This is a genomic window from Mycobacterium kyorinense, assembly GCF_001672775.1.
Lineage (GTDB): Bacteria > Actinomycetota > Actinomycetes > Mycobacteriales > Mycobacteriaceae > Mycobacterium > Mycobacterium kyorinense_A.
In genome coordinates this window covers 88940-114346 of the sequence record NZ_LZKJ01000197.1, presented here as the reverse complement: position 1 = coordinate 114346, position 25407 = coordinate 88940, and the positions used below count along the sequence as shown (strand labels likewise).

The window sequence follows — 25407 nt, the reverse complement described above, 5'->3', positions numbered from 1 at the left end:
GGCCCTGCGCTGCCTCAAACGCCACCTCGCCCGCAACGTCTTTCGTCGCCTACACGCCGACCACCAAACCCGCCAACCCGACCTTCACGCAGCCGCTTGACATAGGAGCAATGTGTCCCCGGTCGACACGCCGCGGCGTATCCCGGTTTTGCGCACGCTCGCGCAGGATGGTGACCATGCCTGACAGGCCCGCCGCCGGTTCCCGGCAGATCGCCGGCTTGGCTCTACCGGCGCTCGGTGTGCTTGCGGCGGAGCCGCTCTACTTGTTGTTCGACACCGCGATCGTCGGCCGACTGGGCGCACTGAGCCTGGCCGGACTGGCCATCGGTGGACTGGTCCTCGCTCTCGTCGGCTCGGACCTGACGTTTCTGTCCTATGGCACGACGGCGCGATCGGCTCGCCATTTCGGTGCCGGCGACCGTGCCTCGGCGGTGGCCGAGGGTGTGCAAGCGACCTGGCTGGCGCTGGGTCTGGGCGCGCTGATCGTCGTGGTCGTACAGGCCGCGGCGGTGCCGCTGGTCTCGGTGATCGCATCCGGCGGCGACATCGCCGATGCCGCACTACCCTGGCTGCGGATCGCCATCCTGGGCGCCCCGGCGATCCTCGTCTCGCTGGCCGGCAACGGGTGGCTGCGCGGGGTCCAGGACACCGTGCGGCCGCTGCGCTACGTGGTCGCCGGTTTCGGGCTGTCGGCACTGCTGTGCCCATTGCTGGTGTACGGCTGGCTGGGCCTGCCGCGAATGGGCCTGGCCGGTTCGGCGCTGGCCAACCTGACGGGTCAATGGCTGGCCGCAGTGCTGTTCGGCCGCGCGCTGCTCGTCCAGCGAGTACCGCTGCGACTCGACCGGGGCGTGCTACGAGCGCAGTTGGTGATGGGCCGCGATTTGATGATGCGCACGCTGGCTTTCCAGGCCTGCTTCGTGTCGGCCGCCGCGGTGGCGGCGCGGTTCGGCGCCGCGGCGCTGGGCGCCCACCAGATAGTGCTGCAGTTGTGGACGTTTCTGGCGCTTGTCCTCGATTCGCTGGCGATCGCGGCACAGGCACTGGTAGGTGCGGCGCTCGGGGCCAACCGCGTCGAGCATGCCAAATCGGTGGCCCTGCGGGTCACAGTGTTTTCGACGACGGCGGCCGCGGTGCTGGCCGCGGCGTTCGCGGCCGGCGCTGCGGTGCTTCCCACGCTGTTCACCGACGACCATTCGGTGCTGGCCGCGATCGCTGTGCCCTGGTGGTTTTTGGTTGCCCAATTACCAATCGCCGGAATCGTTTTCGCACTCGACGGGGTGCTGTTGGGCGCCGGCGATGCCGCCTTCATGCGAACTGCGACGGTACTCAGCGCACTGGTCGGATTCTTGCCGTTGGTGTGGCTGTCCCTGGTGTTCGGTTGGGGGCTGGCAGGGATCTGGACGGGACTGACGATGTTCATGGTGCTGCGGCTGCTCTTCGTGGGCTGGCGTGCGCTGTCGGGTCGTTGGGCGGTGACGGGGAGCTGAGCCGAAACCCGTTGGGCAGCAAACTGACATCGGCTTGGCCGTAGGATCGGTGGTCGTGACCAGTCAGCGTGAGCGAATGCTCAGCGGCGCCCTCTACTACGCCGACGACCCCGAACTCGTTGCGAGCCGCACAGCATGTCAGCGGCTGCTCGACGCGTTCAACGCGACGCAGGCCGATGACGACGAGCGGCGCCACCAGCTGCTGACGAAGTTACTCGCGTCGTTCGGCGAAAAATCCACGATACTGCCGCGATTCCAGTGCGACTACGGCACACAGATACGCATCGGCACGAACAGTTTCATCAACTACGACGCGATCATGCTGGACTGCGCACCGATCACCATCGGTGATGACGTCTCGATCGGTCCACGCACCCAGCTTGTCACCGCGCTGCATCCGATCGAGGACCATGATGCCCGGCGGCAAGGCTGGGAGTCGGCGTCACCGATAGTGATCGGCAACAACGTGTGGATTGCTACCGGCGTCATCGTCTGCCCGGGAGTGACCATCGGCGAGAACTCGGTCGTCGGAGCCGGCAGCGTGGTCATCAAAGACGTGCCGGACAACGTGTTCGCGGCGGGCAACCCGTGCAAAGTGATCCGGCCAATCGCCTAGCCCAGCACCGCCATCAGCCGCTGGGTAGCGCGTCGAGCCACATGAAGCCGGCGACGACAAAGCAGACGACCACGATCACCAGGCCGATCGCCGGCCAGATCCACATCACCCAACGGCGCACACCGGCAACGATCGCGCCGATCCCGGCGAGCAGCACGGCGACGGCGGCTCCCACCCAGATCACCGTGACACCGCCCATCACCCGGTGGTCGAAACGAGCAATCTCGGGAGTGTCGCAGTTGTCACTGCAGATCGGCATCATCATCCACAGCGACGGCACCAGCGACACCGCCACCGACAACACGCTCGCCATCAGCAGCGCGGTGAACAGCACCACGGTTGCGATGGTGTCGGCGGCCGATCGCCGCCGAACCACGGGCGGCCAGCCATAACCTGGGACGTCCCCGCTGTACGGCCTCATGTCGTGCTCAGCGCACCTGCGAACGGCCCCGCTGCAGCACCGCCTCGCGGTTGCCGGCGATGTCGTCGCCGGTCGCAGTGCTCATCCACTGTTTGGCCGCGCTGGCTTCCAGCCATAACCCGGCGGCGGTCTGCGACTCGTCGATGCGGTGGTAGGACGCCAGCAGGGCCCGCACGGCGTTCTGGTTGTTGCCCGCGATCGACGCCGCTACCCGCCGGGCAGCGGTGAGTAGCTCGTCGTGGGCGACCACCTCGGTGACCAGCCCGGCCCGCAGCGCGTCGGAGGCGGAGAGGTAGTCGCCGGTCAGGCTCATCCGCCGGGCCAGCCCGACACCCACCTTCTGCGGTAGCCGCACACTCAGCCCCCAGGTGGGCAACAGACCGACCCGGGCGTGGGTATCGGCGAACCGGGCGCGTTCCGAGGCGATCAGAATGTCGCAATACAGCGCCAACTCCAGCCCGCCCGTCACGGCCGCGCCGTTGATGGCGCCGATCACCGGCTTGCTCATCGCCGGCCAGCGCGGCGAAATATCCGGCAGCGCCGACTGCCCGCCGAGCTCTTTGAGATCCAGTCCCGCACAGAACACCGGGTCGGCCCCGGTGACGATCACGACGTCGACGGCGTCGTCAGCGTCGGCCTGCGCCAGGGCAGCGAAGAACTTCTCCCGCAGCGCCGTCGACAGCGCATTGCGGGACTCGGGACGGTTGAACGTCAGGACGCGGATGCGCTCGTCGGTATCGATCAGCAAGATGTCGGTCATCGCATCACCGTAGCCAGTGCCGGCGCACCTATCGTGAGGGGTATGTGCCGGAACATCACCGAACTGCGCGGCCTGGAACCGCCGGCCACGGCCGTCGAGATCGAAGCGGCGGCCCGCCAATACGTGCGCAAAGTCAGCGGTATCGCGCGGCCATCGCCGGCCAACAGCGAGGCGTTCGAGGCGGCGGTCGCACAGGTCGCCACCGCGACGGCGCAGCTGCTCGAGGCGCTGCCGGCGCGCCGCCAGCCGCCCAAAAGCGTCCCGCCGCTGCGCCGACCCGAAGTGATTGCCCGGCTGTCGGCGCGATGACCCACACCCCGGCGCTCAAGGAGTGGAGCGCGGTCGTGCATGCGCTGCTCGACGGTCGGCAGCAGGTGTTGTTGCGCAAGGGCGGGATTCACGAAAAGCGCTTCGACGTCGCCGCCCGCGAGTTTGTGTTGTTCCCGACGGTCGCGCACAGCCACGCACAGCGGGTCCGGCCCGAACACCGGGACCTGTTGACACGGGCCGCGCCGGACAGTACCGATGACCAGGTCATCATTCGGGCAGCAGCGAAAGTTGTTGCGGCGCTGCCGGTCAACCGGCCCGACCAGCTCGATGCGATCGAGGACCTGCATATCTGGACCGCCGAGTCGGTGCGGGCGGACCGGCTGGACTTTCGGCCGCGGCACCGACTGGCGGTGCTGGTGGTGCAGGCCGTCCCGTTGGCGAAGCCGCTGCCACTGGCCCGCATTCCGGGGTTCGCGGGTTGCACCAGTTGGGTGCAGGTTCCGCTGGCGCCGACGTTGGCTGCGCCGGTGTACGATAAGGCGGCGCTACGCCAGGTCGCCGCCCGGGTCCGCGACGCCGTCGGATGACGACGTCTGATCGACCAGCACTGCGCCGTCGGGCCGGTTGCCCAAGGTCTGCAGCGGTATTTCCCTGCCGTCGACGGTGTTTCGGACGATGTCAGCCAGCTGCGGCGCCGCATCGCACTGCACATAGTGGTCTGCTGCCGGCACGACCCAATAGCGGTTACGTCCGGGCTTGTCTTTGAGGAACTGCTGCCAGACGAAGTTCGCCACTCGCAGCGGGGACACGCTGTCGTGGCAGCCCCAGACCAGAGTGGTGTTGACGTCATTACGGGAAAGCGCTGTCAGCCAGTTAGTTTCGTCGGCGGCACGCTCATTCAGGTATTGAATCGTGTCCGGGAGTACGGCGATACCGTCGTTGTAGGCGAGACATTGTGCCAATACGCTGATTTCGGGATCCTCAAGGGTTCGTCGCGGCATGAAGGTCGTCGCGCCCAGACCGGCGGCCAGCATCTCCGGTGTGGTGGCACGCGCGGTGTCGCGGGCGGTCGCGGGGTCGAGCAGCGCCAGTTGAAATGCGGTCAGATTGGCCAGGGGCAGATAGATGTTGGCGTTGGTCAAGATGACTTCGGCCGGCGGGATCGGCTGCTGCGCAGCGGCGATCATCTCCAGCGCAATCATGCCGACGCTGGTGCCCCGATCATGGGTGAGCATCGTGTAGCGCTTCAGTTGCCACACCTCCGCGATCGCGTGGAGCAGCAGGCGGGCATCGTCGTAGAGCGAATACACGTACGGGGCGGGCGGCTTGTCGGAGAATCCGTAACCGGGAAAGTCCAGCAGGAAGATCTCGAACTCGGCGCCCAGTTCTTGCGTCAAGGCGTAGTAGTCGATGCTGGAGGTCGGAAACCCGTGCACACATACCAGCGCCGGTGCCCCCGGCGTGCCGCAGCGGCGGCTGAAGACCGTGACGTCGGCTCCGTGGTTGGCGGCGGTCGACGACCGCCAACGGATCTCGGTGCTGTCGCTTCGCCAGTCCTCGAAGATACTCATCGGCTCATCCGGAGAGGCACCTGCGAGGGCGGCTTTAGAAGACGTAGTAGGGGGAAAGCTCGTTGGCCCGTTGCAGGTTGGTGGACGGGCAGTCCACGTCGGGTTCGGAATAGACCGTCGAGTAGAACAGCGCCTGTTGGATCAACCCGTAGCTGGTCTTGAACGCCACCATGCAGGAGACGTACCAGTAGCTGTTGTGATAGGTCGGCTTCAAGATCCAGTACTGCGCGACGCGGTGGCCGTTGACGGTGGTCTCGAGCGCGTCGGCCGGCAGTGTCTGGTCGTAGCTGCGCCAGATGATCGGCTCGACGGCCAGCTGGTAGTTGCCCGCGTCGTATTGACAGCGCAGCCCCTCCTGGGGCTCGGGCGGGGTGAACGCCAGCCCGAGCCGCTGGACGACGTCGAACGGAATGTCGTTGCATGGGTCGAACGGGCTGGGATCGGTGGTCGCGACGATCGGGCTTTTCATCGTGCTGGCCGGCGACAGCGGCATTCCGGTGGAGCGCAGCTGCACGGTCGCGCCGCTGGTGCCTGGCGGGGGTGCACTCTGCCAAACCACGACGACGGCCATCACCAGCGCACCCAGCGCGGCGATCAGGCGCACTTTGGCGACCACAACACCCCTTCCAATCCGCTGGCTATTGCGTGGCAGTGTACAAGTCGCGACGAAGCGCTGAGAGCAGAAACGAGAACCTGTTCTAGTCCGGCGTGCGGGCCGGTGGCTAGGCTGGTGAGTCGTGGCAACTCGGCAGGACGCGGCGCAGCCCACGTTGTGGGCTGTCTCTGACCTGCACACCGGCCATCAGGGCAACAAACCCGTCACCGAATCCCTGCACCCGTCCTCACCCGAGGATTGGTTGATCGTCGCCGGCGACGTCGGCGAGCGCACCGACGATATTCGCTGGTCGCTGGATCTGCTGCGGCGACGGTTCGCCAAGGTGATCTGGGTGCCCGGCAATCATGAGCTGTGGACCACCGGCAAGGACCCGGTGCAGGTCTTCGGCCGCGCCCGCTACGACTACCTGGTCCACATGTGCGACGAGATGGGCATCGTCACCCCCGAGCATCCGTTCCCGGTCTGGACCGAGCGGGGCGGGCCCGCCACGATCGTGCCGATGTTTTTGCTCTACGACTACAGCTTCCTGCCGGAGGGGGCGACCAGCAAAGCCGAAGGGCTGGCGATCGCGCGGCAACGCAACGTGGTGGCCACCGACGAGTTCCTGCTGTCTTGCGAGCCGTACGGCACCCGGGACGCCTGGTGTCGCGATCGGCTGGCGGCCACCCGCAAGCGGCTCGACGACCTCGACTGGATGACGCCGACTGTGCTGGTCAACCACTTCCCGCTGGTGCGCGACCCCTGCGATGCGCTGTTCTACCCGGAGTTCTCGCTGTGGTGCGGCACCACCGAGACCGCCGACTGGCACACCCGCTACAACGCCGTGTGTTCGGTCTACGGCCACCTGCACATCCCGCGCACCACCTGGTACGACGGGGTGCGCTTCGAGGAGGTGTCGGTCGGCTACCCGCGGGAATGGCGGCGCCGCAAACCGTACAGCTGGCTGCGTCAGGTGCTGCCCGATCCGCAGTACGCGCCGGGCTATCTCAACGATTTCGGCGGGCATTTCGTCATCACGCCCGAAATGCGCGAGCAGGCCGAGAAGTTCCGGGAACGAGTCCGCCAGCGGCAGTCCCGATGACGGCCGCAACGCTGCTGTCGTCGGTGCTGCCCGACGACGCCGTGGATCTCGCGTCGGCCGAGCTCTACGCCGACCCACCCGGCCTAACGCCGATGCCGGAAGAGGAACTGTTGATCGCGCGGTCGGTCGCCAAGCGGCGCAACGAATTCACCACCGTTCGGCACTGCGCCCGGGTCGCGCTGGGCGAGCTCGGATTTCCACCGGCACCGATCCTCAAGGGGGACAAGGGCGAGCCCTGCTGGCCCGACGGGGTGGTGGGCAGCCTGACGCACTGCACGGGGTTCCGTGGCGCGGTGGTGGGCCGCAGCACGCAGGTGCGCTCGGTGGGCATCGACGCCGAACCGCATGACGTGCTGCCGGACGGCGTGCTCGGTTCGATCGCGCTGTCCGAGGAGCGCCATGAAATCGGCGCCCTGCCGGACGGCCTGCATTGGGACCGAATTCTGTTCTGCGCCAAGGAGGCCACCTACAAGGCGTGGTTTCCGCTGACGAAGCGGTGGCTCGGATTCGAGGACGCCCACATTGTGTTCGACGTCGATCCGTCGGACGCAGCGGCCGGTGAGTTCGTCTCCAAAATTCTGATCGACGGGGCCGCGCTGTCCGGCGCGCCGCTGACGGCGCTGCGGGGCCGGTGGTCGGTTGACCGTGGGTTGGTGCTCACGGCCATCGTGTTATGAGCGCCGAGCCGGGCATCGTCGTCGTCGACAAACCGGCCGGCATGACCAGCCACGACGTGGTCGCTCGCTGCCGGCGGATCTACGCCACCCGACGGGTGGGACATGCCGGGACGCTGGACCCGATGGCGACCGGTGTGCTGGTGATCGGTGTCGAGCGCGCGACCAAGATCCTCGGGTTACTCACCGCGACGTCGAAGTCCTACGCAGCCATCATCCGCCTGGGCCAGTCGACGTCCACCGAAGACGCGGAAGGCGAACTGCTGCAAGAGGTCTCCGCGCGACACCTGACCGATGAGGCCATCGCCACCGCGATGGCGCAGTTGCGCGGCGACATCATGCAGGTGCCGTCAGCGGTCAGCGCGGTCAAAGTCGACGGCCGGCGGGCCTACCGGCTGGTCCGCGAGGGCCAGACTGTCGAGTTGGCTGCCCGGCCGGTGCACATCGACCGCTTCGACATGCTGGCCGTGCGCCGCAGCGGTGAGGTGGTCGATGTCGATGTCGAGGTGGACTGCTCGTCGGGGACCTACATCCGCGCGCTGGCCCGCGATCTGGGAGCGACGCTGGGCGTGGGCGGGCATTTGATCGCGCTGCGGCGCACCCGGGTCGGGCGGTTCGGGCTGGAGCAGGCCCACACCCTCGACGAGCTGGCCGAGCAGCCGCGGCTGAGCCTGGACCTCGACCAGGCGTGCCTGCTGATGTTCCCGCACCGCCGGCTCAGCGCGGAGGAGGCCGAGGCGGCCGCCAACGGGCGGCCACTGGCACCGGGCGGTATCGACGGCGTCTATGCCGCGGCCGCCGACGACAACCGGGTGATCGCACTGCTGCGCGACGACGGGCCCAAGACCAAGTCGGTGGTCGTCATCCGGCCCGCAACGCTCTAGACGCCCGCCGTACGCTGTGGCAATGACAAACAAGGTGTACGTCGTCGGGGTCGGCATGACGAAGTTCGAGAAGCCGGGACGACGCGAAGGCTGGGACTACCCCGACATGGCGCGCGAGTCGGGTACCAACGCGCTGGCCGACGCCGGCATCGGCTACGACCAAGTGCAGCAGGGCTACGTCGGCTACTGCTCGGGTGACTCCACCTCAGGGCAGCGGGCGCTCTACGAGCTGGGCATGACCGGAATCCCGATCGTCAACGTCAACAACAACTGCTCCACCGGCTCGACGGCGCTGTTCCTGGCGGCGCAAGCGATCCGCGGTGGGCTTGCCGACTGCACGATCGCGCTGGGCTTCGAGAAAATGCAACCCGGCTCACTGGGCGGTGGTGCCCAAGACCGGGAATCACCGATGGGCAGACACGTCAAAGCGATGGCCGCGATCGACGAGTTCGCAATGCCCGTCGCGCCGTGGATGTTCGGTGCCGCGGGCCGCGAGCACATGCGCCAATACGGCAGCACCGCTGAGCATTTCGCCAAGATCGGCTACAAGAACCACAAGCACTCCGTCAACAACCCGTTCGCGCAGTTCCAGGAGTCCTACACGCTCGACGACATCTTGGCCGCGCGGATGATCTCCGATCCGCTGACCAAACTGCAGTGCTCACCGACCTCGGACGGTTCGGGCGCGGCGATCCTGGCCAGCGAATCGTTTGTGGACCAACACGATCTGGCCGGCCAGGCAGTGGAGATCGTCGGCCAGGCGATGACCACCGACTTCGCCTCCACCTTCGACGGCACCGCCAAAGCGCTCATCGGCTACGACATGAATGTGCAAGCCGCACAACAGGTTTACCAGCAGTCTGGGCTCGGCCCGGAAGACTTCCAGGTCATCGAACTGCACGACTGCTTCTCGGCCAACGAGTTGCTGCTCTACGAGGCGTTGGGCCTGTGCGGTGAGGGGGAGGCGCCCAAGCTGATCGACAACGGCGACACCACTTATGGCGGACGTTGGGTGGTCAATCCGTCCGGGGGCCTGATCTCCAAAGGCCACCCCTTGGGCGCGACGGGGCTGGCGCAGTGCGCCGAACTGACCTGGCAGCTGCGCGGGCGCGCCGACAAACGCCAAGTCGACAACGTCAGCGCGGCGCTGCAACACAACATCGGCCTGGGCGGCGCCGCCGTCGTCACCGCCTACCAGCGCGCCGAACGCTAACGCCTAGACCACCCAGATCGCTCGGGCTGCCGGGCTGCCCAAGTCCACCGTGGCCGGTGCGCCGTCGACCGATACCGCTGATTCGATGGCAACCGAGATCATGCCGGCGAACTCGCGGCGGGTCAGCACCCGCAGCCGCGAGTCCAAGCTGATACCGATGCTGTCGAAGTAGCGCAGCATCTCGGGGTCGGCATCGGAGATGCGTGCCACCGTGCCGGCTTCCCCGTCGTCGCAGGCCCACAGCTGACGCGCGGGCGGGGTGGGCACTTGGCCGTCGGTGGCGGGAATCGGATCACCATGCGGGTCACGCTGTGGGAAGCCCAGTTTGGCGTCGATACGCGCCACCAGTTGATCGGAGACGGCGTGCTCGAGCACCTCGGCCTCGTCGTGCACCTCATCCCAGCTGTAGCCGAGTTCGTTGACCAGAAACGTCTCCAATAGCCGGTGCCGGCGCACCATGGCCAGCGCCGCGCGGCGACCGGATTCGGTGAGCGTGACAGCGCCGTACTTCTCGTGGTCGACAAGGCCTTGCTCGGCGAGTTTGCGGATCGACTCCGAGGCGGTACTGGCCGATACACCGAGTTTCTCGGCCAGCATCTTGGTGCTGATCTTCTCCCGAGACCACTCCTGGGCATTCCAGATGATCTTCAGATAGTCCTGGGCAACCGCTGTGAGCTCGCCGGGCTCGTCGTCAGGGCGCACACCGGAAGTTTAAGCAATGCTCACCTGATCTGGGACTCTGGCGCGGTGAAAGACCGCCTCGCGCCGTACGCTTGCGGTTGTGCAACGGTGGCGCGGGCAGGACGAGATACCCACGGACTGGGGCAGATGCGTGCTCACCATCGGGGTCTTCGACGGGGTGCATCGCGGCCACGCTGAGCTGATCACGCATGCGGTGAAATCCGGCCGGGCCCGCGGCGTGCCGACGGTGATGATGACCTTTGACCCGCACCCGATGGAGGTCGTGTTTCCCGGGAGCCACCCCGCGCAGCTGACGACGCTGACCCGGCGCGCCGAGCTCGCCGAGGAGTTCGGAATCGACGTGTTTTTGGTGATGCCCTTCACCACTGATTTCATGAAGCTCACCCCGGACCGCTACATCCACGAGCTACTGGTCGAGCGCCTGCACGTGGTCGAGGTCGTGGTGGGCGAGAACTTCACGTTCGGCAAAAAAGCCGCCGGCACCGTCGACATCCTGCGGCGGGCCGGGGAGCGGTTCGGCTTCGCGGTGGAATCGATGTCGCTGGTCACCGAACATCACAACGCCGAGACCGTGACGTTCTCCTCGACCTACATCCGCTCCTGTGTGGACGCCGGTGACGTGGTGGCCGCCGCCGAAGCGCTCGGCCGCCCGCACCGCGTCGAGGGCGTGGTAGTCCGCGGCGACGGGCGGGGCAAGGCCCTGGGCTTTCCCACCGCCAACGTGGCGCCGCCGATGTACTCCGCGATCCCGGCCGACGGCGTGTATGCCGCCTGGTTCACCGTGCTGGGGCATGGGCCGGTCACGGGCACCGTCGTCCCGGGCGAGCGCTACCAGGCCGCGGTCTCGGTGGGCACCAACCCGACCTTCTCCGGCCGTACCCGCACCGTCGAGGCATTCGTTCTGGACACCACCGCCGACCTGTACGGCCAGCACGTGGCGCTGGACTTTGTGGCCCGCATCCGCGGGCAGGAGAAGTTCGCCGCGGTGGAGGACCTCGTCGCGGCGATGGGTAACGACACCGAGCGGGCCCGCGCCCTGCTGTCGGCGGGCTGAGCTGCGGTTTGGGGACCGCACGAGCCCCGCTGCTAGACTGCCCGACGACACGGCGCGTGCTGCGGTTCGCGGTGGCCGCGCCCCAGGTATTGATGATCGCGGACCAATTGATGGAGATATTTCGTGGCGCTGACAGCCGAGCAGAAAAAGGAAATCCTGGGCTCCTACGGCCTGCATGAGACCGACACCGGTTCACCGGAGGCGCAGGTCGCGCTGCTGACCAGGCGGATCGCAGACCTGACCGAGCACCTCAAGGTGCACAAGCACGACCACCACTCGCGGCGGGGGCTGCTGTTGCTGGTGGGACGGCGGCGGCGCCTGCTCAAATATGTGGCCCAGATCGATGTGGCGCGGTACCGCTCGCTCATCGAGCGCCTCGGCCTGCGTCGCTGATTCGCCATCGCGATGCGCGCGCTTGCCGCGGCCGCGATCGCAGCAGTCGCCGTCCTCGGCGGGCTGACAGGCTGCTCGTCGTCTGCGACCAACGCCGCGGACCTCAAGGTGGGGGACTGCCTCAAGCTGGGCGGCACCGCCGACCGGCCGGAGGCCAGCAAGGTCGCTTGCGGTAGCCCGACGTCGAACTTCAAGGTTGCGGCCACTGTCGCCGATCGCGATCAGTGCCCGGACGACGTCGACTCCTCGTATTCGATGCGGAACGCGTTCAGCGACTCGACCAACACCGCGTGCCTGAATATCGACTGGGTCGTCGGCGGCTGCATGAGCGTCGACCCGGAGCACAACGCCGACCCGGTGCGCGTCGATTGCGACGACAAATCAGCGCCGCATCGCCAGCGCGCCACCCAGATCCTCACCGACCTGCGGGACCCGGTCAGCGTCGATCAGTGCGCCAGCGGCGTGGGCTACGCCTACGCCGATCAACGGTTCACGGTCTGCGTTGAAGATGTCGCGTGAACGTCGCGACCGCCGTCGGGCTTAGGAATCGCCAGGTCGGCGTGTAGAGTGAGGTCGTTCTGGGCCAGATCGGCCCGAGCAGGTGCGGTTCGCGCGATCCGCGTGCACCGTCCCAGCGCGTCACAGCGCGACCGCGAACGCAGAAGGGCACGTCTGTATCGGGCGGTCTTCGGTAGTGGCTGCCGGATGAGCTTATCCGGCCGCTTCGATCGACGGCCGTAGCCGTATCCAGGCCGGTTCTCTCGGGTTGCGCGTGACCGCGCGAAAACAGCTGAATGAACCGCCCGGCGACGATGCAGAGCGCGCAGCGCGATGAGGAGGAACCGGGCCATGAACCCAGAGAGGCCGTACGGACTCCATGTCTGTAGCTGAAATTGAACAAGGCGTGTTCGAATCCACCGCCGTCATCGACAACGGGAGCTTCGGCACCCGCACCATCCGGTTCGAGACCGGCCGGCTGGCCCAGCAGGCCGCCGGCGCCGCCGTCGCCTACCTCGACGACGAAACAATGCTGCTCTCGGCGACCACCGCCAGCAAGAGCCCCAAGGAGCACTTCGACTTCTTCCCGCTGACGGTCGACGTCGAGGAGCGGATGTATGCCGCGGGCCGCATCCCCGGCTCGTTCTTCCGACGCGAAGGCCGCCCGTCCACCGACGCGATCCTGACCTGTCGGCTCATCGACCGCCCGCTGCGCCCGTCGTTCGTCGACGGCCTGCGCAACGAGATCCAGGTCGTGGTGACGATCCTGAGCCTGGATCCCAACGAGCTCTACGACGTGCTGGCGATCAACGCCGCTTCGGCCTCCACCCAGCTGGGCGGGCTGCCGTTCTCCGGCCCCGTCGGCGGAGTGCGGGTGGCACTGATCGACGGCACCTGGGTCGGTTTCCCGACCGTCGAGCAGCTCGAGCGGGCCGTGTTCGACATGGTGGTCGCGGGCCGGATCGTCGGCTCCGCCGACGGAAACCCAGACGTGGCGATCATGATGGTCGAGGCCGAGGCCACTGAGAACGTCATCGAACTGATCGACGGCGGTGCGCAGGCGCCGACGGAAACCATTGTGGCTCAAGGCTTAGAGGCCGCCAAGCCGTTCATCGCCGCATTGTGCGCCGCGCAGCAGGAGCTTGCTGAGGCGGCCGCCAGGCCGACCGCCGACTACCCGGTTTTCCCTGACTACGGCGACGACGTCTACTACTCGGTGTCCTCGGTGGCCACCGACGAGCTGTCCAAAGCGCTGACCATCTCGGGCAAGGCCGAACGCAACGACCGGACCGACGAGATCAAGGCCGAGGTGCTCGAACGGCTCGCCGACACCTACGCGGGTCGTGAGAAAGAGGTGAGCGCGGCTTTCCGTGCGCTGACCAAGAAGCTGGTGCGCCAGCGCATCCTCACCGACCACTTCCGCATCGACGGCCGCGGCATCACCGACATCCGCGCGCTCTCAGCCGAAGTGGCCGTGGTGCCCCGCGCACACGGCAGCGCGTTGTTCGAGCGCGGCGAGACGCAGATCCTCGGCGTGACCACACTCGACATGGTCAAGATGGCTCAGCAGATCGACTCGCTGGGGCCAGAAACCTCCAAGCGCTACATGCACCACTACAACTTCCCGCCGTTCTCCACCGGCGAGACCGGCCGGGTCGGTTCGCCCAAGCGACGCGAGATCGGGCACGGCGCGCTGGCCGAGCGGGCGCTGGTACCGGTGCTGCCCGGCGTCGAAGAATTTCCGTACGCGATCCGTCAGGTCTCAGAAGCGTTGGGCTCCAACGGTTCCACCTCGATGGGCTCGGTGTGCGCGTCGACGCTGGCGCTGCTCAACGCCGGCGTGCCGCTCAAGGCGCCGGTGGCTGGTATCGCGATGGGCCTGGTCTCCGACGACATTGACGTTGAAGGCGGCGGCACCGAACGCCGGTTCGTCACGCTGACCGACATCCTGGGCGCCGAAGATGCCTTCGGCGACATGGACTTCAAGGTCGCCGGCACCAAGGACTTCGTCACCGCGTTGCAGCTGGACACCAAGCTCGACGGGATCCCGTCGCAGGTGCTCGCGGGTGCGCTGTCGCAGGCTCGAGACGCGCGGCTGACCATCCTGGAGGTGATGGCCGAGGCCATCGACGCACCCGACGAGATGAGCCCGTACGCGCCGCGGGTCACCACGATCAAGGTGCCGGTGGACAAGATTGGCGAGGTCATCGGGCCCAAGGGCAAGATCATCAACGCGATCACCGAGGAGACCGGCGCACAGATCTCGATCGAGGACGACGGCACCGTGTTCGTCGGTGCCACCGACGGCCCGTCGGCGCAGGCCGCCATCGACAAGATCAACGCGATCGCCAACCCCCAGCTGCCCAAGATCGGGGAGCGGTTCCTCGGAACCGTGGTCAAGACCACCGATTTCGGCGCCTTCGTATCGCTGCTGCCCGGACGCGACGGGCTGGTCCACATCTCCAAGCTCGGCAGAGGCAAGCGGATCGCCAAGGTCGAGGACGTGGTCAACGTCGGCGACAAGCTGCGGGTGGAGATCGCCGACATCGACAAGCGCGGCAAGATTTCGTTGGTGCCGGTGGACGAAGAAGCTGCAGCCGCGTCCGCCGAGCCGGCCGCTGCGACTGGCGATTCGGGGGCCGCGACAGCCGATGCCGCGACCGCCAGCAGTTAAGGCCGGCGCGCTGCGCCGCGGCCGGCACCAGGCCGAACCGTCTGCTGCACTGCGCCGTAGCACGTTGCCCGGTGGCCTGCGCGTGGTCACCGAGTACCTCCCGGCGGTGCGCTCAGCCTCGGTCGGTGTCTGGGTGGGCGTGGGTTCACGCGACGAGGGCGCCACGGTGGCCGGAGCTGCGCACTTCCTGGAGCATCTGCTGTTCAAGTCGACGCCGACCCGCACCGCGGTGCAGATCGCGCAGGCGATGGACGCCGTCGGCGGTGAGCTCAACGCCTTCACCGCCAAGGAGCACACCTGCTACTACGCGCATGTGCTCGACAGTGACCTGGCGCTGGCCGTCGACCTGGTCGCCGACGTGGTGCTCAACGGACGCTGCCTGGCCGACGATGTCGAGCTGGAACGCGACGTCGTGTTGGAAGAGATCGCGATGCGCGACGACGATCCCGAGGACGCGCTCGGAGATCTGTTCCTGGATGCGATGTTCGGCGATCACCCGGTCGGGCGGCCGGTGATCGGCACCGCACAATCGGTGTCGGCGATGACCCGATCTCAACTGCGGTCGTTTCACGCTCGGCGCTACACGCCCGAGCGGATGGTGGTCGCGGTGGCCGGCAACGTCGACCATGACGACGTGGTGGCGCTGGTGCGAGAACATTTCGGGCCGCGGCTGGTGCGCGGTCGGCGTCCGGTGGCGCCGCGCAAGGGCGCCGGACGGGTCATCGGGCGGCCCCGGCTGGCGGTGACCAATCGGGAGGCCGAGCAAACCCACCTCTGTCTGGGAGTGCGCGCACCGGGCCGGCACTGGGAGCACCGTTGGGCGCTGTCGGTGCTGAACACCGCGTTGGGCGGCGGGCTGAGTTCCCGGCTGTTCCAACAGATCCGCGAATCGCGCGGCCTGGCGTACTCGGTCTATTCGTCGCTGGACATCTTCGCCGACAGCGGCGCGCTGTCGGTATATGCCGCCTGCCAACCGGAACGGTTCGGTGAAGTGGTGCGGGTGACCACCGATGTGCTCGAGACCGTCGCACGCGACGGCATCACCGAATCCGAATGCCGGATCGCCAAAGGCTCGCTGCGTGGCGGGCTGGTGCTGGGCTTGGAGGATTCCGGCTCGCGGATGAACCGCATCGGGCGCAGCGAATTGAACTTCGGCGAGCACCGCAGCATCGAACGAACGCTGCTCGAGCTGGACAAAGTCACCCTCGACGAGGTCAATGCGGTGGCCCGCAGGCTGCTGAACAAACCCCACGGCGCAGCTGTTCTCGGACCGCACAAGTCGAAACGATCTCTGCCACAGCAGCTTCGGGCAATAGTACGGTAGCGCCATGGTACTGGGCTTCTGGGATCTCGAGGTGCCAGTGGTCGGCGCACCGATGGCCGGTGGGCCCGGTACACCGGCACTGGCCGCGGCCGTATCGAACGCGGGCGGCATGGGCTTCGTCGCCGCGGGCTACCTGAGCCCCGAGCGGTTCGCCGACGACATTGCGGCCGCACGGGCGGCGACCAGCGGGCCCATCGGGGTCAACCTGTTTGTTCCACAACCCAGCGCCGCCGATTACGTCCAGTTGGACCACTATGCGGAGCAACTCGACGAACTGGCCGAGCACTACGAGGTCGAGGTTGGCCGGCCCCGGTTCGGTGACGACGACAACTGGCAGCGCAAGCTCGAGGTGGTGGCTGATGTACGGCCCGAGGTGGTGTCGTTCACCTTCGGCGCGCCGCCGCCGGATGTCCTGCGGTGGTTCGGTGCGCTGGGCATCGTGCTGCTGATCACGGTGACGTCGGCCTACGAGGCCGGCGTCGCCATTGCCGCCGGAGCGGACGGCTTGGTGGTGCAGGGCCCGGACGCCGGCGGTCACCGCGGCACGTTCGCGCCGGACATGCAGCCCGGCCGCGAGTCGCTGGACGATCTGCTGGACCGGATCAGCGCCGCCCACCACGTTCCGCTGATCGCCGCGGGCGGCCTGGGCAGCGCCGAGGATGTCGCCAGGGTCCTGCAGAGGGGGGCGGTGGCGGCCCAAGTCGGGACCGCGTTGCTGCTGTCCGACGAAGCCGGGACCAATAACGCCCATCGCACCGCGCTGCAGAACCCCCAGTTCGGCAAGACGTTGGTGACGCGCGCGTTCTCCGGGCGGTATGCGCGCGGGTTGGAGAACGATTTCACTCGGCTGCTCGACGACGTTGCGCCGCTGGGCTATCCCGAGGTCAACCACATGACATCGCCGATTCGCAAGGCGGCGGTCGCCGCCGACGATCCGCACGGGACAAACCTCTGGGCGGGAACGGCGTTCGCCTCAGCACGTCCCGGGCCGGCCGCCGATATCGTCGCCTCGCTGGCCGCCGGTTGACCGTTGCGCAGTTGAGCGGCGCTATCATCGCCGGATGAGCGAATCCGGCCCGCCGTCGGCCACGGCCAGTGTGCACATCAACGCCGCCGCTGATGCGGTATATGCGCTCGTCACCGATCTGCCGACGTTGGCGTCGATGGCCGAGGAGACCGTCGCAATGCGGTGGCGCAAAGGTGACGCAGTCCGCCCCGGCGCGGTGTTCACCGGCCGCAACCAAAGCGGCAACCGTCGCTGGAGTACGACATGCACGGTGACCGACGCCGACCCGGGTCGGCGCTTTGCGTTCGATGTGCGCTCGTCTGTCATCCCGGTAGCGCGGTGGTGTTACGACTTCACCACGGTCGACGGCGGTTGCCGCGTCACCGAGAGCACCTGGGACCGCCGGCCCGGATGGTTTCGCAAAGTTGCCGGTCTGGCCACCGGCGTCGCCGACCGAGCGTCGGTAAACGCCGATCACATCCGGCTGACGCTGCAGCGGCTCAAAGAACGCGCAGAAACCGGTTAGCGCAGTACCTCCCACCGAGCCTGAATCGCCGTTAACATATTCCGTGTCTTTGCCCTCGGCGGGAAGGGATGGATGTGCTCACCATGCTCGAGCGAGTCTTGGACTTCCAGCTCACCCTCGTCGAACTCGTCTGCGCCGCAGTGCTCTTGGCTGTGCCGTATCTGGCGATCGGCATCGCCTGGGCCAGCACGCACAGCGCTCATTTCGAGCAGCTGCACGGCCTGGACCTCACTGCGTCGTTGCTCGGATCGATCGCGTTGTGGCCGGTGCTCGGCTTCACCGGCGGCTGCGTGGCTTGAGCGCCGATGCTGCTCACCTGGGTGCGCCGGATGATGCATTACCCGATCAGCATCGGGGCGCTCGTCGAGGTCGCGCTGTTGCGCGATCCCGTATCTGATCGTCGGCGCAGTCATGGCCGGCACCTACGGCGAGGGACTGCGCCAGGCGCAAGTCGAGCAGGGCACCGACGGGTTGATCGCGCTGATGGCATCGATCATCTCCTGGCCGGTGCTGCTGTTCGCCCACTCCTGCACGCTGTGACGCGGCGAACCCCTTCTCGAGCGGTGTGCGGGCACGGTGCGCCGTCATGGTCGCACCCGAACGGGCTCTCGCGTTTCTTGTCGCCTGAGGGCCGTTCATGGTTTAGGTGAGCGGATCTTTGGCGTTCTATTCAAGTGCTCGCGCTGCCCGCTCGCCCTCGTCGGTGAGTTTCATCCAAATGACCCAGACCCACGCAGGCGGATCGTCATAGTGGCTTACATACACGTTGGAGACCCGCTGTATCAACTCATCAAGTGGTCCATCCCAGGCAACGAAACGTCCGCCCTCGGCCGATAGACCTCCTAGTTGAAACAGCCCGTCGTTAACCAACGAGCGAATCGCCTCCAAGGTTTCGTTCTGAACCTCGGACACTGACGCTTGCGGATTGTGCCGCGTGACTTGGGAATCAACGGCACCAAGGTCGACATAATCAGCAAGGCCGTCAGTGAGCAGTTCCGCGCGTACTTTCTCGCGTGCGGTGTTCATTTGCCCAATACCTTGTCCATCGTTGTCTGCTCCTGTGCTCATGGCTCGTCCTCAAAGATTTCTGACGGGGTTTCGCCTAGTCGTGGTGGTCCGTGATGAGTGTGCGGCGTCGGGACCGGATGGGGGCCTGGGACCAACCACTCGTTCGGGTCGTAGGGCATCGCGCCGCCGCCGCCACGGGCCGGTACCTGTCCTGGCTGCAGCTCAATGGGCGCACGGCCGGCAGGCGGTGACCCGCTCGGCGCACTGGGTCCGAGTGCGGCCCCGCCAGACGACGGCCCCGCCCCACCGGACGGGATGTTCGGTACGCCGCCTCTAGCCGGATTGACGTGAACCTTAAAGTAATCCTTGTTGGGAGAACGGATCTCCATCGTCGGTCCGAACTTTTCGCTTTCGCGTATGCCAACTATGGTGCCATCAGATAGAACGCGCTGCGTTCCCGGGTAGCCGGTACCCGTGCTATCTGGCACGCCTTGGGTAAGCCAGTTCCAAAAGCTACGCAGATCCTCCCCACTGCGGATCTCTAAAAAGTTTGGCTTAGTGCCTTTAGGCAGACCCTTGATCGCGTTGCGTGCATCTTGGCCTGTATGACCGGGGCTAGGTGCCGGGGTTGGCCCTTGTTTCCAGTCAACAAGTTGGACCCGGCCGTTGTGCTTATTCTCGGAGCGGTCTGGGCCCGGAAACGTGCGCTTGTTGATTTCGACGCCGAGCTGCCGGTCGGTGCGTTCGTAGGCACTGGCCGCGCTCGCCACATTGTGCGCGCTTTCACTCGCCTCTTTCTGGAGGGCGGGCAGGCCTTCTGCCACCGGGGCTTCCACTTTGGATGCCTGGGCAGCGATGGCCGCCGAGAGTGGGTCTGTACCTGTAGAGGTGTACGGGGCTGGGGGTTGCGGGATCGCCTCAGCCGCAGCCAGCAATCGCTGGGCCGCAGCCGCCAACCGCTCTGGGTCGACGCTCAGCGGTTCCTGGGCCATGCCGCGATGGTAGCGGCGTCCGGCCCGCCGACAGCGCGCGAACAGTGGCCGGACCGACGAGACTAGAGAATGTCACGCACCGCATTCCGCACGAAATGCGACCCGGCTAGGGTGAAGCCATGCGGGTAGGAGTGCTGGGGGCCAAAGGCAAAGTCGGTGCGGCGATGGTGCAGGCGGTGCAGGCCGCCGACGACCTGACGTTGACCGCCGAAGTGGACGCCGACGAGCCGCTGAGCCTGCTGACCGACAGCCAAACCGAGGTCGTCATCGACTTCACTCATCCCGACGTCGTGATGGACAACCTGAAGTTTCTGATAGACAACGGAATTCACGCCGTTGTCGGCACCACCGGCTTCACCGACGAGCGGCTCCAACAGGTCCGGTCGTGGCTGGCCGCCAAACCAGGCACCGCGGCAATCGTCGCACCCAACTTCGCGATCGGGGCGGTGCTGAGCATGCATTTCGCCAAGCAGGCCGCACCATTCTACGACTCGGTCGAGGTCATCGAACTGCATCACCCGCACAAGGCCGATGCGCCGTCAGGCACCGCGGCACGGACCGCCGAACTGATCGCGCAGGCACGAAAAGACTTGCCGCCCAATCCCGATGCCACCAGCACCAGCCTGCCCGGTGCGCGCGGCGCTGACGTCGACGGTGTCCCGGTGCATTCGGTGCGGCTGGCCGGCCTGGTCGCTCACCAGGAGGTGCTGTTCGGCACCGCGGGAGAAACGTTGACGATCCGCCATGACAGCATCGACCGCACATCGTTTGTGCCCGGCGTGCTGTTGGCGGTCCGTCGCGTCGCCGAACGCCCGGGTCTGACCATCGGCATTGAATCGCTACTCAACTTGCAATGAGCAACGCCGCGCGCCTTCAGCTGTTGATCGCGTTCATGTGCGCTGCGCTGCTGGTCTACCTCGCGTTGCTGGCCCGCACCGCGGTCGTGCTGATCGGCTCCGGCCGCGCCGCCGCCGTCGGCCTCGGGGTGGCGCTGTTGGTCCTGCCCTTCATCGGATTGTGGGCGATGATCGCCACCCTGCGCGCCGGGTTCGCGCATCAGAAGCTGGCCCGGCTCATCGCCGAGGACGGAATGGAACTCGACGTCAGCACCCTGCCGCGGCGGCCGTCCGGACGCATCGAGCGGCAAGCCGCCGACACGTTATTCGACGCCGTCCGAACGGAATTGCGCAACGACCCGGACAACTGGCGGCGCTGGTACCGGTTGGCCCGCGCCTACGACTACGCCGGCGACCGCGCCCGCGCGCGGGAGGCCATGAAGAAGGCCGTCGACTTGCAGGGGCGCCAATGAGCAAGACGCTGTTGATCGTCCACCACACGCCCTCGCCGCACTGCCAGGAGATGTTCGAGGCCGTGCTGGCCGGCGCCACCGATCCCGAGATCGAAGACGTCGAGGTGGTGCGGAGGCCGGCGCTCACGGTCTCGTCGACCGACATGCTGCAGGCCGACGGGTACCTGCTGGGCAGCCCGGCCAACCTCGGCTACATGAGCGGCGCCCTCAAACATGCCTTCGACGTCTGCTATTACCCGATATTGGACGCCACCGGCGGGCGACCTTATGGGCTGTACCTGCATGGCAACCAGGGCACCGAAGGAGCCGAGCGTGGTGTCGACTCCATCACGACAGGGCTCGGCTGGGTAAAAGCCGCTGAGACCGTGGTGGTTTCGGGGAAGCCGAGCAAAGCGGAGCTCGAATCCTGCTGGAACCTCGGCGCGACGGTGGCTGCTCAGTTGATGGTGTAGGCGGGCCCCCGCCGTTGGCGATCGGCTTAGGTCGCCGATGTTTCAGCGGTATGGAGCTTGGCGTTTGGCGCATCCCCGCTCTCGCCCAGTAGAAGCGAGCGAACGAGACGACGCGGCCCGAATGGCCGGAGCATGGAGCTGGCTGGCCGCGGCCTGATTCGTTGCGGCCACCAGAACCAACGTCCGAGCAGCGCCGCAATCGACGGTGTCATCAGGGAGCGCACGATCAGGGTGTCGAATAGCAGGCCCAGGCCGATCGTCGTGCCGGCCTGGCCGATCGAGCGGAGGTCACTAGCGGCCATCGACATCATGGTGAAGGCGAATACCAGGCCCGCCGCCGTCACGACACCACCGGTCTCGCCCATCGAGCGGATGATGCCAGTCTTCAGGCCCGCACCGATCTCTTCCTGGAACCGTGACACCAGCAACAAGTTGTAGTCCGATCCCACGGCCAAAAGGATGATCAAGCCAAACACCGGTGCGATCCAGTTCAGCTCTAAGCCAAAGAGGTGTTGCCACACCAGCACCGACAACCCGAAAGCCGCACCCAGTGAGAGCAGCACTGTCCCGACGATCGCCATGGATGCGACGAGAGCACGTGTGATGACCACCATGACGACGAAAATCAGTGTCAGAGCCGCTATTCCGACGATCATCAGGTCGTATTGTGAGCCGGCCTGGATGTCGCGGTAGATCGCTGCCGTTCCGGCCAGGTAGAACTTGGCGCCGGTGAGCGTCGTTCCCTTCACCGCTTGGTGCGCGGCGTTGAGCTCCGGCTTGACCGCGGCAATCCCGGCCGGAGTTGCCGGGTCCGTGTCGTGGGTGATGATGAACCGCGCTGCCTTGCCGTCAGCCGACAAGAAGAGCTTTAGGCCGCGCTGAAAGTCCGGGTTCTGGAAGGCTTCCGGAGGCAAATAGAAGTAATCGTCGCTCTTGGACGCGTCGAAGGCTTGGCCCATCGCGCTCGCCGTATCCGTCATCTGGGCCATCTGCGTGAGCAGACCAGAGAAACTGCTGTGCATCGTTTGCAGGGTGCCCTGCATCGATTTGGCGACGGCGATGATGGGCGGGAATTCGGCGAGCATCTGGGGCAATATCGCGTCGATATTGCTCACGTCCTTGATCAACGTGCGCATGTTCTCGCTGAACTTGTCCACGCCGTCGATTGCCTCGAACATTGATCTGGTCGCCCAGCATGCGGGGATGTTGAAGCAATGTGGTTCCCAATACAGGTATTCGCGAAGCGGCCTGGCGAAGTCGTCGAAATCCGCCAGATGGTCTCGCATCTCGTCCACCGTGTCCTGCACGGTATGCATATCGTCGACCATATGATGGGTCGCGCGGCTCATCTTTGCCAGCAAGCCTTGCATCCGTTCCATCGAGCCGATCATGGCACCGAGATCGTCGCTTATCTTGAGCATGTCAGCGGACCGATCCCTCATGAACTGAAGGTTTTGCTGGATCGGAATCGATTGGGCGCTGATCTGGAACGGTATCGACGTGTGCTGGATCGGCCCGCCCAGTGGGCGCGTGATGCTTTGGACCATGGCGATTCCCGGCGATCGAAAGACATCTTTCGCGATCCTGTCGAGGATGATCATGTCACCGCTGTTGCGCATGTCGTGGTCGCTCTCGACCATGAGGATGTCGGGATTCATTGTCGCGGCGCTGAAGTGGCGCTCCGCGGCGGCGTATCCGACGTTCGACGACAGATTACGGGGTATGTAGAAGCGGTCGTTGTAGCTGACCTTCATGCTCGGCATGATGAGGATGCCGATGATCGCGATGACAAGTGAGGTGGCAAGCACCGCACCGGGCCAACGCACCGTAGCGGTGCCGACGCGTCGCCAACCGCGAACTTTTGTCACGCGTTTGGGGTCGAGGAGACCGAACCGACTGGCGACGGTCACGACGGCCGGCGCTGCGGTCATCGCCCCCGCCACGACGACAAGCAATCCCAACGCGGACGGAATTCCCAACGCCTTGAAATACGACAATCGCGCCAGGTGAAGACAAAGAGTCGCGCCCGCGATCGTCAAGCCCGAGCCCAAGATGATGTGAGAGGTACCGCGGAACATCGAGTAATAGGCCATTTCGCGGTCTTGACCGGACTTGCGAGCCTCCTGGTAGCGACCGACGAGGAAAATCGCATAGTCGGTTCCCGCTGCGATCGCCAGCGAGGACAGCATGGCGACAACGAACGTCGAGAAGCCCAACAAACCGGCATTGCCTAACAACGCGACAAGCCCTCTGGCGGTGCCCATTTCGAAGCCCACCATGACAAGCACCAGAAGCACCGTGCTGATCGAACGATAGGCGATGAACAGCATGATCATGATGACCACGCCGGTCACGCCCATCATTTTGAACATGCTCTTATCGGCGGCTTCATTCATGTCGGTGGTCAGCGCTGCCGGACCGGTAACGTATACCTGCAGACCTCGGGGCGGCCCGGACCTGTCGATGATCTCGCGCACTGCGTTGATCGACTCGTTGCCCAGCGTGCTGCCCTGGTTGCCAGCCAGATTGAGTTGGACGTAAGCGGCTTTCCCGTCTCGGCTCTGGACGCCATCGGCGGTGAGCGGGTCTCCCCAGACGTTCTGGACATGCTGAACGTGCTTAGAGTCGGCCTGCAATTCCTTCACCAGGTCGTCGTAATAGCGGTGCGCCTCCTGCCCGAGCGGGTCATCGCCTTCCAGGACGATCATCGCGATGCTGTCGGAGTCCGACTCGTGAAAAGTGCTGCCAATGCGTTTGGCGGCGATCATCGCCGGAGCGTCTTGGGGCGACATCGTCACTGCGTGGTTTCGCGCGACCGACTCAATCGGCGGCACAAGGACGTTGAGGGCAACAGTCAGCAGCAGCCATGCCAGCAGAATCGGAATGGCGAACCTGCGGACGAACCGCATGTATTTCGGACGGGGGTAACTATCGGTGTTCATGCGGCCTTCACCAGGCAGGAGGTTTGTGCGTGGTGTCCGGCCGAGGTCCGTTGGTCTTTGACCTCATCGTTGACCGTGATGCGGCAGCCGATGTCGTTGCTGTCGCCCTGGGCCACGACGCTGGCAATCACCGCCGGCACGGTCGTGGTGATCGTCAAGGTCCAAGGCAGGGTAGCGAAGTTCGCGTGTTCGGGCTGGGCCTGCGCATCTAGGTAGCTCACCGTTCCGGCTGTCCCGCCAGGGCCGTAAACCTCATAAGTAACCCGTTTGACGTGGGACGCCTCGAGTGACGCCGCGCTGCTGCCGGTGGCCGAAAAGATTTCGTCGGATCCGAAAACACCGCGGAGTCGGTCGACGGCAACACCACCGAGGCCCACTGCTGCCACGACAACGAGTGGTACCCAAGCTCGTCCCAGGAATGCCAACATCGCGATCTCCCTTCGGTGACGCCGGTGCTAGGCGACTTGTGGATACGTGCCCGCGCCGCTGCGCATCAAACAGCGCAATTCCCATGCGCAGGCCCTGCCGTCCATTTATACCCTAGGGGGTATGGTATACAGGAGTCATGGCAATTCAAAAGAACAGCACCGCATCGCAGAGAGCCGAGGGCGCCGGCTACGAGGCGGGTGATATCGACGCCGTCCTGTCCCGGTTGCGCCGAGCCCACGGTCAGCTTGGGGGCGTCATCTCGATGATCGAACAGGGACGCAGCTGTAAAGACGTCGTCACGCAGCTGGCCGCGGTGTCGCGCGCACTGGATCGCGCCGGCTTCAAGATCATCGCCTCGGGCTTGCGCGACTGCATCACGCGGTCAGATGCTGCGCCCGCTGATCGTTTGACGATCGATGAATTGGAAAAACTGTTCCTGAGCCTGGCGTGACAGCGAGGCGACTGTGAAAAGAAAGGGGGCCAGGTGAAACCCACCGATAGT

The 25407-nt window shown here is 65.9% G+C and carries 30 protein-coding genes; 21 read left to right on the top strand and 9 right to left on the bottom strand.

The genetic code is table 11. The features are described from left to right. The first annotated feature begins 176 nt into the window (after positions 1-176). Positions 177-1490: an MATE family efflux transporter gene (locus tag A5707_RS21305; RefSeq protein ID WP_065016423.1), complete on the top strand. Its 1314-nt coding sequence runs from the start codon at positions 177-179 to the stop codon at positions 1488-1490. Positions 1491-1566: 76 nt separating this feature from the next. Continuing rightward, the gene (locus A5707_RS21300; protein ID WP_065016422.1) at positions 1567-2106 is read left to right on the top strand and encodes a sugar O-acetyltransferase; all 540 of its coding nucleotides are present in this window, start codon (positions 1567-1569) and stop codon (positions 2104-2106) included. A gap of 13 nt (positions 2107-2119) precedes the next feature. On the opposite strand, the gene A5707_RS21295 is transcribed toward A5707_RS21300, so the two are convergent. Both A5707_RS21295 and A5707_RS21290 read right to left on the bottom strand, forming a co-directional pair. Beyond that, positions 2120-2527, bottom strand: coding sequence for a hypothetical protein (locus A5707_RS21295; protein ID WP_156658240.1), 408 nt, complete (start codon positions 2525-2527; stop codon positions 2120-2122). 7 nt (positions 2528-2534) lie between these two features. Then, positions 2535-3287 (bottom strand): enoyl-CoA hydratase, encoded by a 753-nt coding sequence (locus A5707_RS21290; RefSeq protein WP_065016400.1) that lies wholly within the window; start codon positions 3285-3287, stop codon positions 2535-2537. A gap of 42 nt (positions 3288-3329) precedes the next feature. Between A5707_RS21290 and A5707_RS21285 the strand changes: the two genes are divergently transcribed. Continuing rightward, positions 3330-3596 (top strand): DUF2277 domain-containing protein, encoded by a 267-nt coding sequence (locus A5707_RS21285; protein WP_065016399.1) that lies wholly within the window; start codon positions 3330-3332, stop codon positions 3594-3596. Next, a complete protein-coding gene (locus A5707_RS21280) occupies positions 3593-4144 on the top strand; it encodes a DUF1802 family protein (RefSeq protein ID WP_065016398.1) in 552 nt (183 codons plus the stop codon). Before A5707_RS21285 ends, A5707_RS21280 begins: the two co-directional genes overlap by 4 nt. Here the strand turns inward: A5707_RS21280 and A5707_RS21275 are convergent. Together A5707_RS21275 and A5707_RS21270 are read right to left on the bottom strand one after the other, a co-directional pair. Continuing rightward, complete coding sequence (locus A5707_RS21275; protein WP_065016397.1) at positions 4103-5128, bottom strand: alpha/beta fold hydrolase; 1026 nt, start codon at positions 5126-5128, stop codon at positions 4103-4105. The two genes, A5707_RS21280 and A5707_RS21275, sit on opposite strands and share 42 nt — an antisense overlap. 34 nt (positions 5129-5162) lie before the next feature. Next, positions 5163-5744 carry a DUF3558 domain-containing protein gene (locus A5707_RS21270; RefSeq protein WP_065016396.1) on the bottom strand — a complete coding sequence of 194 codons (582 nt, stop codon included), beginning with the start codon at positions 5742-5744 and terminating at the stop codon, positions 5163-5165. 121 nt (positions 5745-5865) lie between these two features. Between A5707_RS21270 and A5707_RS21265 the strand changes: the two genes are divergently transcribed. Genes A5707_RS21265 through A5707_RS21250 form a run of 4 tightly spaced genes read left to right on the top strand, consistent with a single transcriptional unit; the run spans position 5866 to position 9596 of the window. Further along, positions 5866-6825 (top strand): metallophosphoesterase family protein, encoded by a 960-nt coding sequence (locus tag A5707_RS21265; RefSeq protein ID WP_065016395.1) that lies wholly within the window; start codon positions 5866-5868, stop codon positions 6823-6825. Next, entirely contained in the window at positions 6822-7502 is a 681-nt protein-coding gene (locus A5707_RS21260; protein WP_065016394.1) for a 4'-phosphopantetheinyl transferase family protein, read from the top strand. The genes A5707_RS21265 and A5707_RS21260 overlap by 4 nt, the downstream gene beginning before the upstream one ends. Then, entirely contained in the window at positions 7499-8383 is an 885-nt protein-coding gene (gene truB, locus A5707_RS21255) for a tRNA pseudouridine(55) synthase TruB (RefSeq protein WP_065016393.1), read from the top strand. Before A5707_RS21260 ends, truB begins: the two co-directional genes overlap by 4 nt. A gap of 22 nt (positions 8384-8405) precedes the next feature. Then, positions 8406-9596 carry a lipid-transfer protein gene (locus tag A5707_RS21250; protein ID WP_065016392.1) on the top strand — a complete coding sequence of 397 codons (1191 nt, stop codon included), beginning with the start codon at positions 8406-8408 and terminating at the stop codon, positions 9594-9596. A gap of 3 nt (positions 9597-9599) precedes the next feature. On the opposite strand, the gene mntR is transcribed toward A5707_RS21250, so the two are convergent. Continuing rightward, positions 9600-10298: a manganese-binding transcriptional regulator MntR gene (mntR, locus tag A5707_RS21245; RefSeq protein WP_065016391.1), complete on the bottom strand. Its 699-nt coding sequence runs from the start codon at positions 10296-10298 to the stop codon at positions 9600-9602. Positions 10299-10377: 79 nt separating this feature from the next. On the opposite strand from mntR, the gene A5707_RS21240 reads away from it, so the two are divergent. The 9 genes from A5707_RS21240 to A5707_RS24800 all read left to right on the top strand — a co-directional run bounded on the left by A5707_RS21240 (position 10378) and on the right by A5707_RS24800 (position 18313). Beyond that, positions 10378-11352, top strand: coding sequence for a bifunctional riboflavin kinase/FAD synthetase (locus A5707_RS21240; protein ID WP_065016390.1), 975 nt, complete (start codon positions 10378-10380; stop codon positions 11350-11352). Between the two features lie 123 nt (positions 11353-11475). After that, positions 11476-11745 (top strand): 30S ribosomal protein S15, encoded by a 270-nt coding sequence (gene rpsO / locus A5707_RS21235; RefSeq protein WP_065016389.1) that lies wholly within the window; start codon positions 11476-11478, stop codon positions 11743-11745. 12 nt (positions 11746-11757) lie between these two features. After that, positions 11758-12264: an LppU family putative lipoprotein gene (lppU, locus tag A5707_RS21230; RefSeq protein WP_065016388.1), complete on the top strand. Its 507-nt coding sequence runs from the start codon at positions 11758-11760 to the stop codon at positions 12262-12264. 358 nt (positions 12265-12622) lie between these two features. Then, positions 12623-14917: a polyribonucleotide nucleotidyltransferase gene (locus tag A5707_RS21225; RefSeq protein WP_082969606.1), complete on the top strand. Its 2295-nt coding sequence runs from the start codon at positions 12623-12625 to the stop codon at positions 14915-14917. Beyond that, on the top strand, positions 14895-16241 hold the full coding sequence (locus A5707_RS21220; protein WP_065016386.1) for a M16 family metallopeptidase: 1347 nt from the start codon (positions 14895-14897) through the stop codon (positions 16239-16241). Before A5707_RS21225 ends, A5707_RS21220 begins: the two co-directional genes overlap by 23 nt. Before the next feature lie 4 nt (positions 16242-16245). Continuing rightward, positions 16246-17268, top strand: a complete 1023-nt coding sequence (locus tag A5707_RS21215; RefSeq protein ID WP_065016385.1) for a nitronate monooxygenase — start codon at positions 16246-16248, stop codon at positions 17266-17268. 34 nt (positions 17269-17302) lie between these two features. Beyond that, positions 17303-17773, top strand: coding sequence for an SRPBCC family protein (locus tag A5707_RS21210; RefSeq protein ID WP_065016384.1), 471 nt, complete (start codon positions 17303-17305; stop codon positions 17771-17773). Between the two features lie 83 nt (positions 17774-17856). Next, positions 17857-18072 carry a hypothetical protein gene (locus tag A5707_RS21205; protein ID WP_419866460.1) on the top strand — a complete coding sequence of 72 codons (216 nt, stop codon included), beginning with the start codon at positions 17857-17859 and terminating at the stop codon, positions 18070-18072. A gap of 112 nt (positions 18073-18184) precedes the next feature. After that, positions 18185-18313, top strand: a complete 129-nt coding sequence (locus A5707_RS24800; protein ID WP_269455158.1) for a hypothetical protein — start codon at positions 18185-18187, stop codon at positions 18311-18313. A gap of 126 nt (positions 18314-18439) precedes the next feature. Here A5707_RS24800 and A5707_RS24680 read toward each other — a convergent pair whose 3' ends face one another. Then, the gene (locus tag A5707_RS24680) at positions 18440-18841 is read right to left on the bottom strand and encodes a hypothetical protein (RefSeq protein WP_232000809.1); all 402 of its coding nucleotides are present in this window, start codon (positions 18839-18841) and stop codon (positions 18440-18442) included. After that, positions 18838-19773 carry a type VII secretion target gene (locus A5707_RS23560; RefSeq protein ID WP_082969605.1) on the bottom strand — a complete coding sequence of 312 codons (936 nt, stop codon included), beginning with the start codon at positions 19771-19773 and terminating at the stop codon, positions 18838-18840. The genes A5707_RS24680 and A5707_RS23560 overlap by 4 nt, the downstream gene beginning before the upstream one ends. Before the next feature lie 119 nt (positions 19774-19892). On the opposite strand from A5707_RS23560, the gene dapB reads away from it, so the two are divergent. Genes dapB through A5707_RS21185 form a run of 3 tightly spaced genes read left to right on the top strand, consistent with a single transcriptional unit; the run spans position 19893 to position 21534 of the window. Continuing rightward, a complete protein-coding gene (dapB, locus tag A5707_RS21195; RefSeq protein ID WP_065016383.1) occupies positions 19893-20630 on the top strand; it encodes a 4-hydroxy-tetrahydrodipicolinate reductase in 738 nt (245 codons plus the stop codon). Beyond that, the gene (locus A5707_RS21190; protein ID WP_065016382.1) at positions 20627-21082 is read left to right on the top strand and encodes a hypothetical protein; all 456 of its coding nucleotides are present in this window, start codon (positions 20627-20629) and stop codon (positions 21080-21082) included. The genes dapB and A5707_RS21190 overlap by 4 nt, the downstream gene beginning before the upstream one ends. Next, positions 21079-21534, top strand: a complete 456-nt coding sequence (locus A5707_RS21185) for a flavodoxin family protein (RefSeq protein ID WP_065016381.1) — start codon at positions 21079-21081, stop codon at positions 21532-21534. Before A5707_RS21190 ends, A5707_RS21185 begins: the two co-directional genes overlap by 4 nt. Before the next feature lie 26 nt (positions 21535-21560). Here A5707_RS21185 and A5707_RS21180 read toward each other — a convergent pair whose 3' ends face one another. Both A5707_RS21180 and A5707_RS21175 read right to left on the bottom strand, forming a co-directional pair. Then, positions 21561-24476 carry an RND family transporter gene (locus A5707_RS21180; protein ID WP_065016380.1) on the bottom strand — a complete coding sequence of 972 codons (2916 nt, stop codon included), beginning with the start codon at positions 24474-24476 and terminating at the stop codon, positions 21561-21563. Further along, positions 24473-24904, bottom strand: a complete 432-nt coding sequence (locus A5707_RS21175; RefSeq protein WP_065016379.1) for an MmpS family transport accessory protein — start codon at positions 24902-24904, stop codon at positions 24473-24475. Before A5707_RS21175 ends, A5707_RS21180 begins: the two co-directional genes overlap by 4 nt. Positions 24905-25041: 137 nt before the next feature. Between A5707_RS21175 and A5707_RS21170 the strand changes: the two genes are divergently transcribed. Further along, positions 25042-25356, top strand: coding sequence for a metal-sensitive transcriptional regulator (locus A5707_RS21170; RefSeq protein WP_065016378.1), 315 nt, complete (start codon positions 25042-25044; stop codon positions 25354-25356). Positions 25357-25407 lie beyond the last annotated feature (51 nt).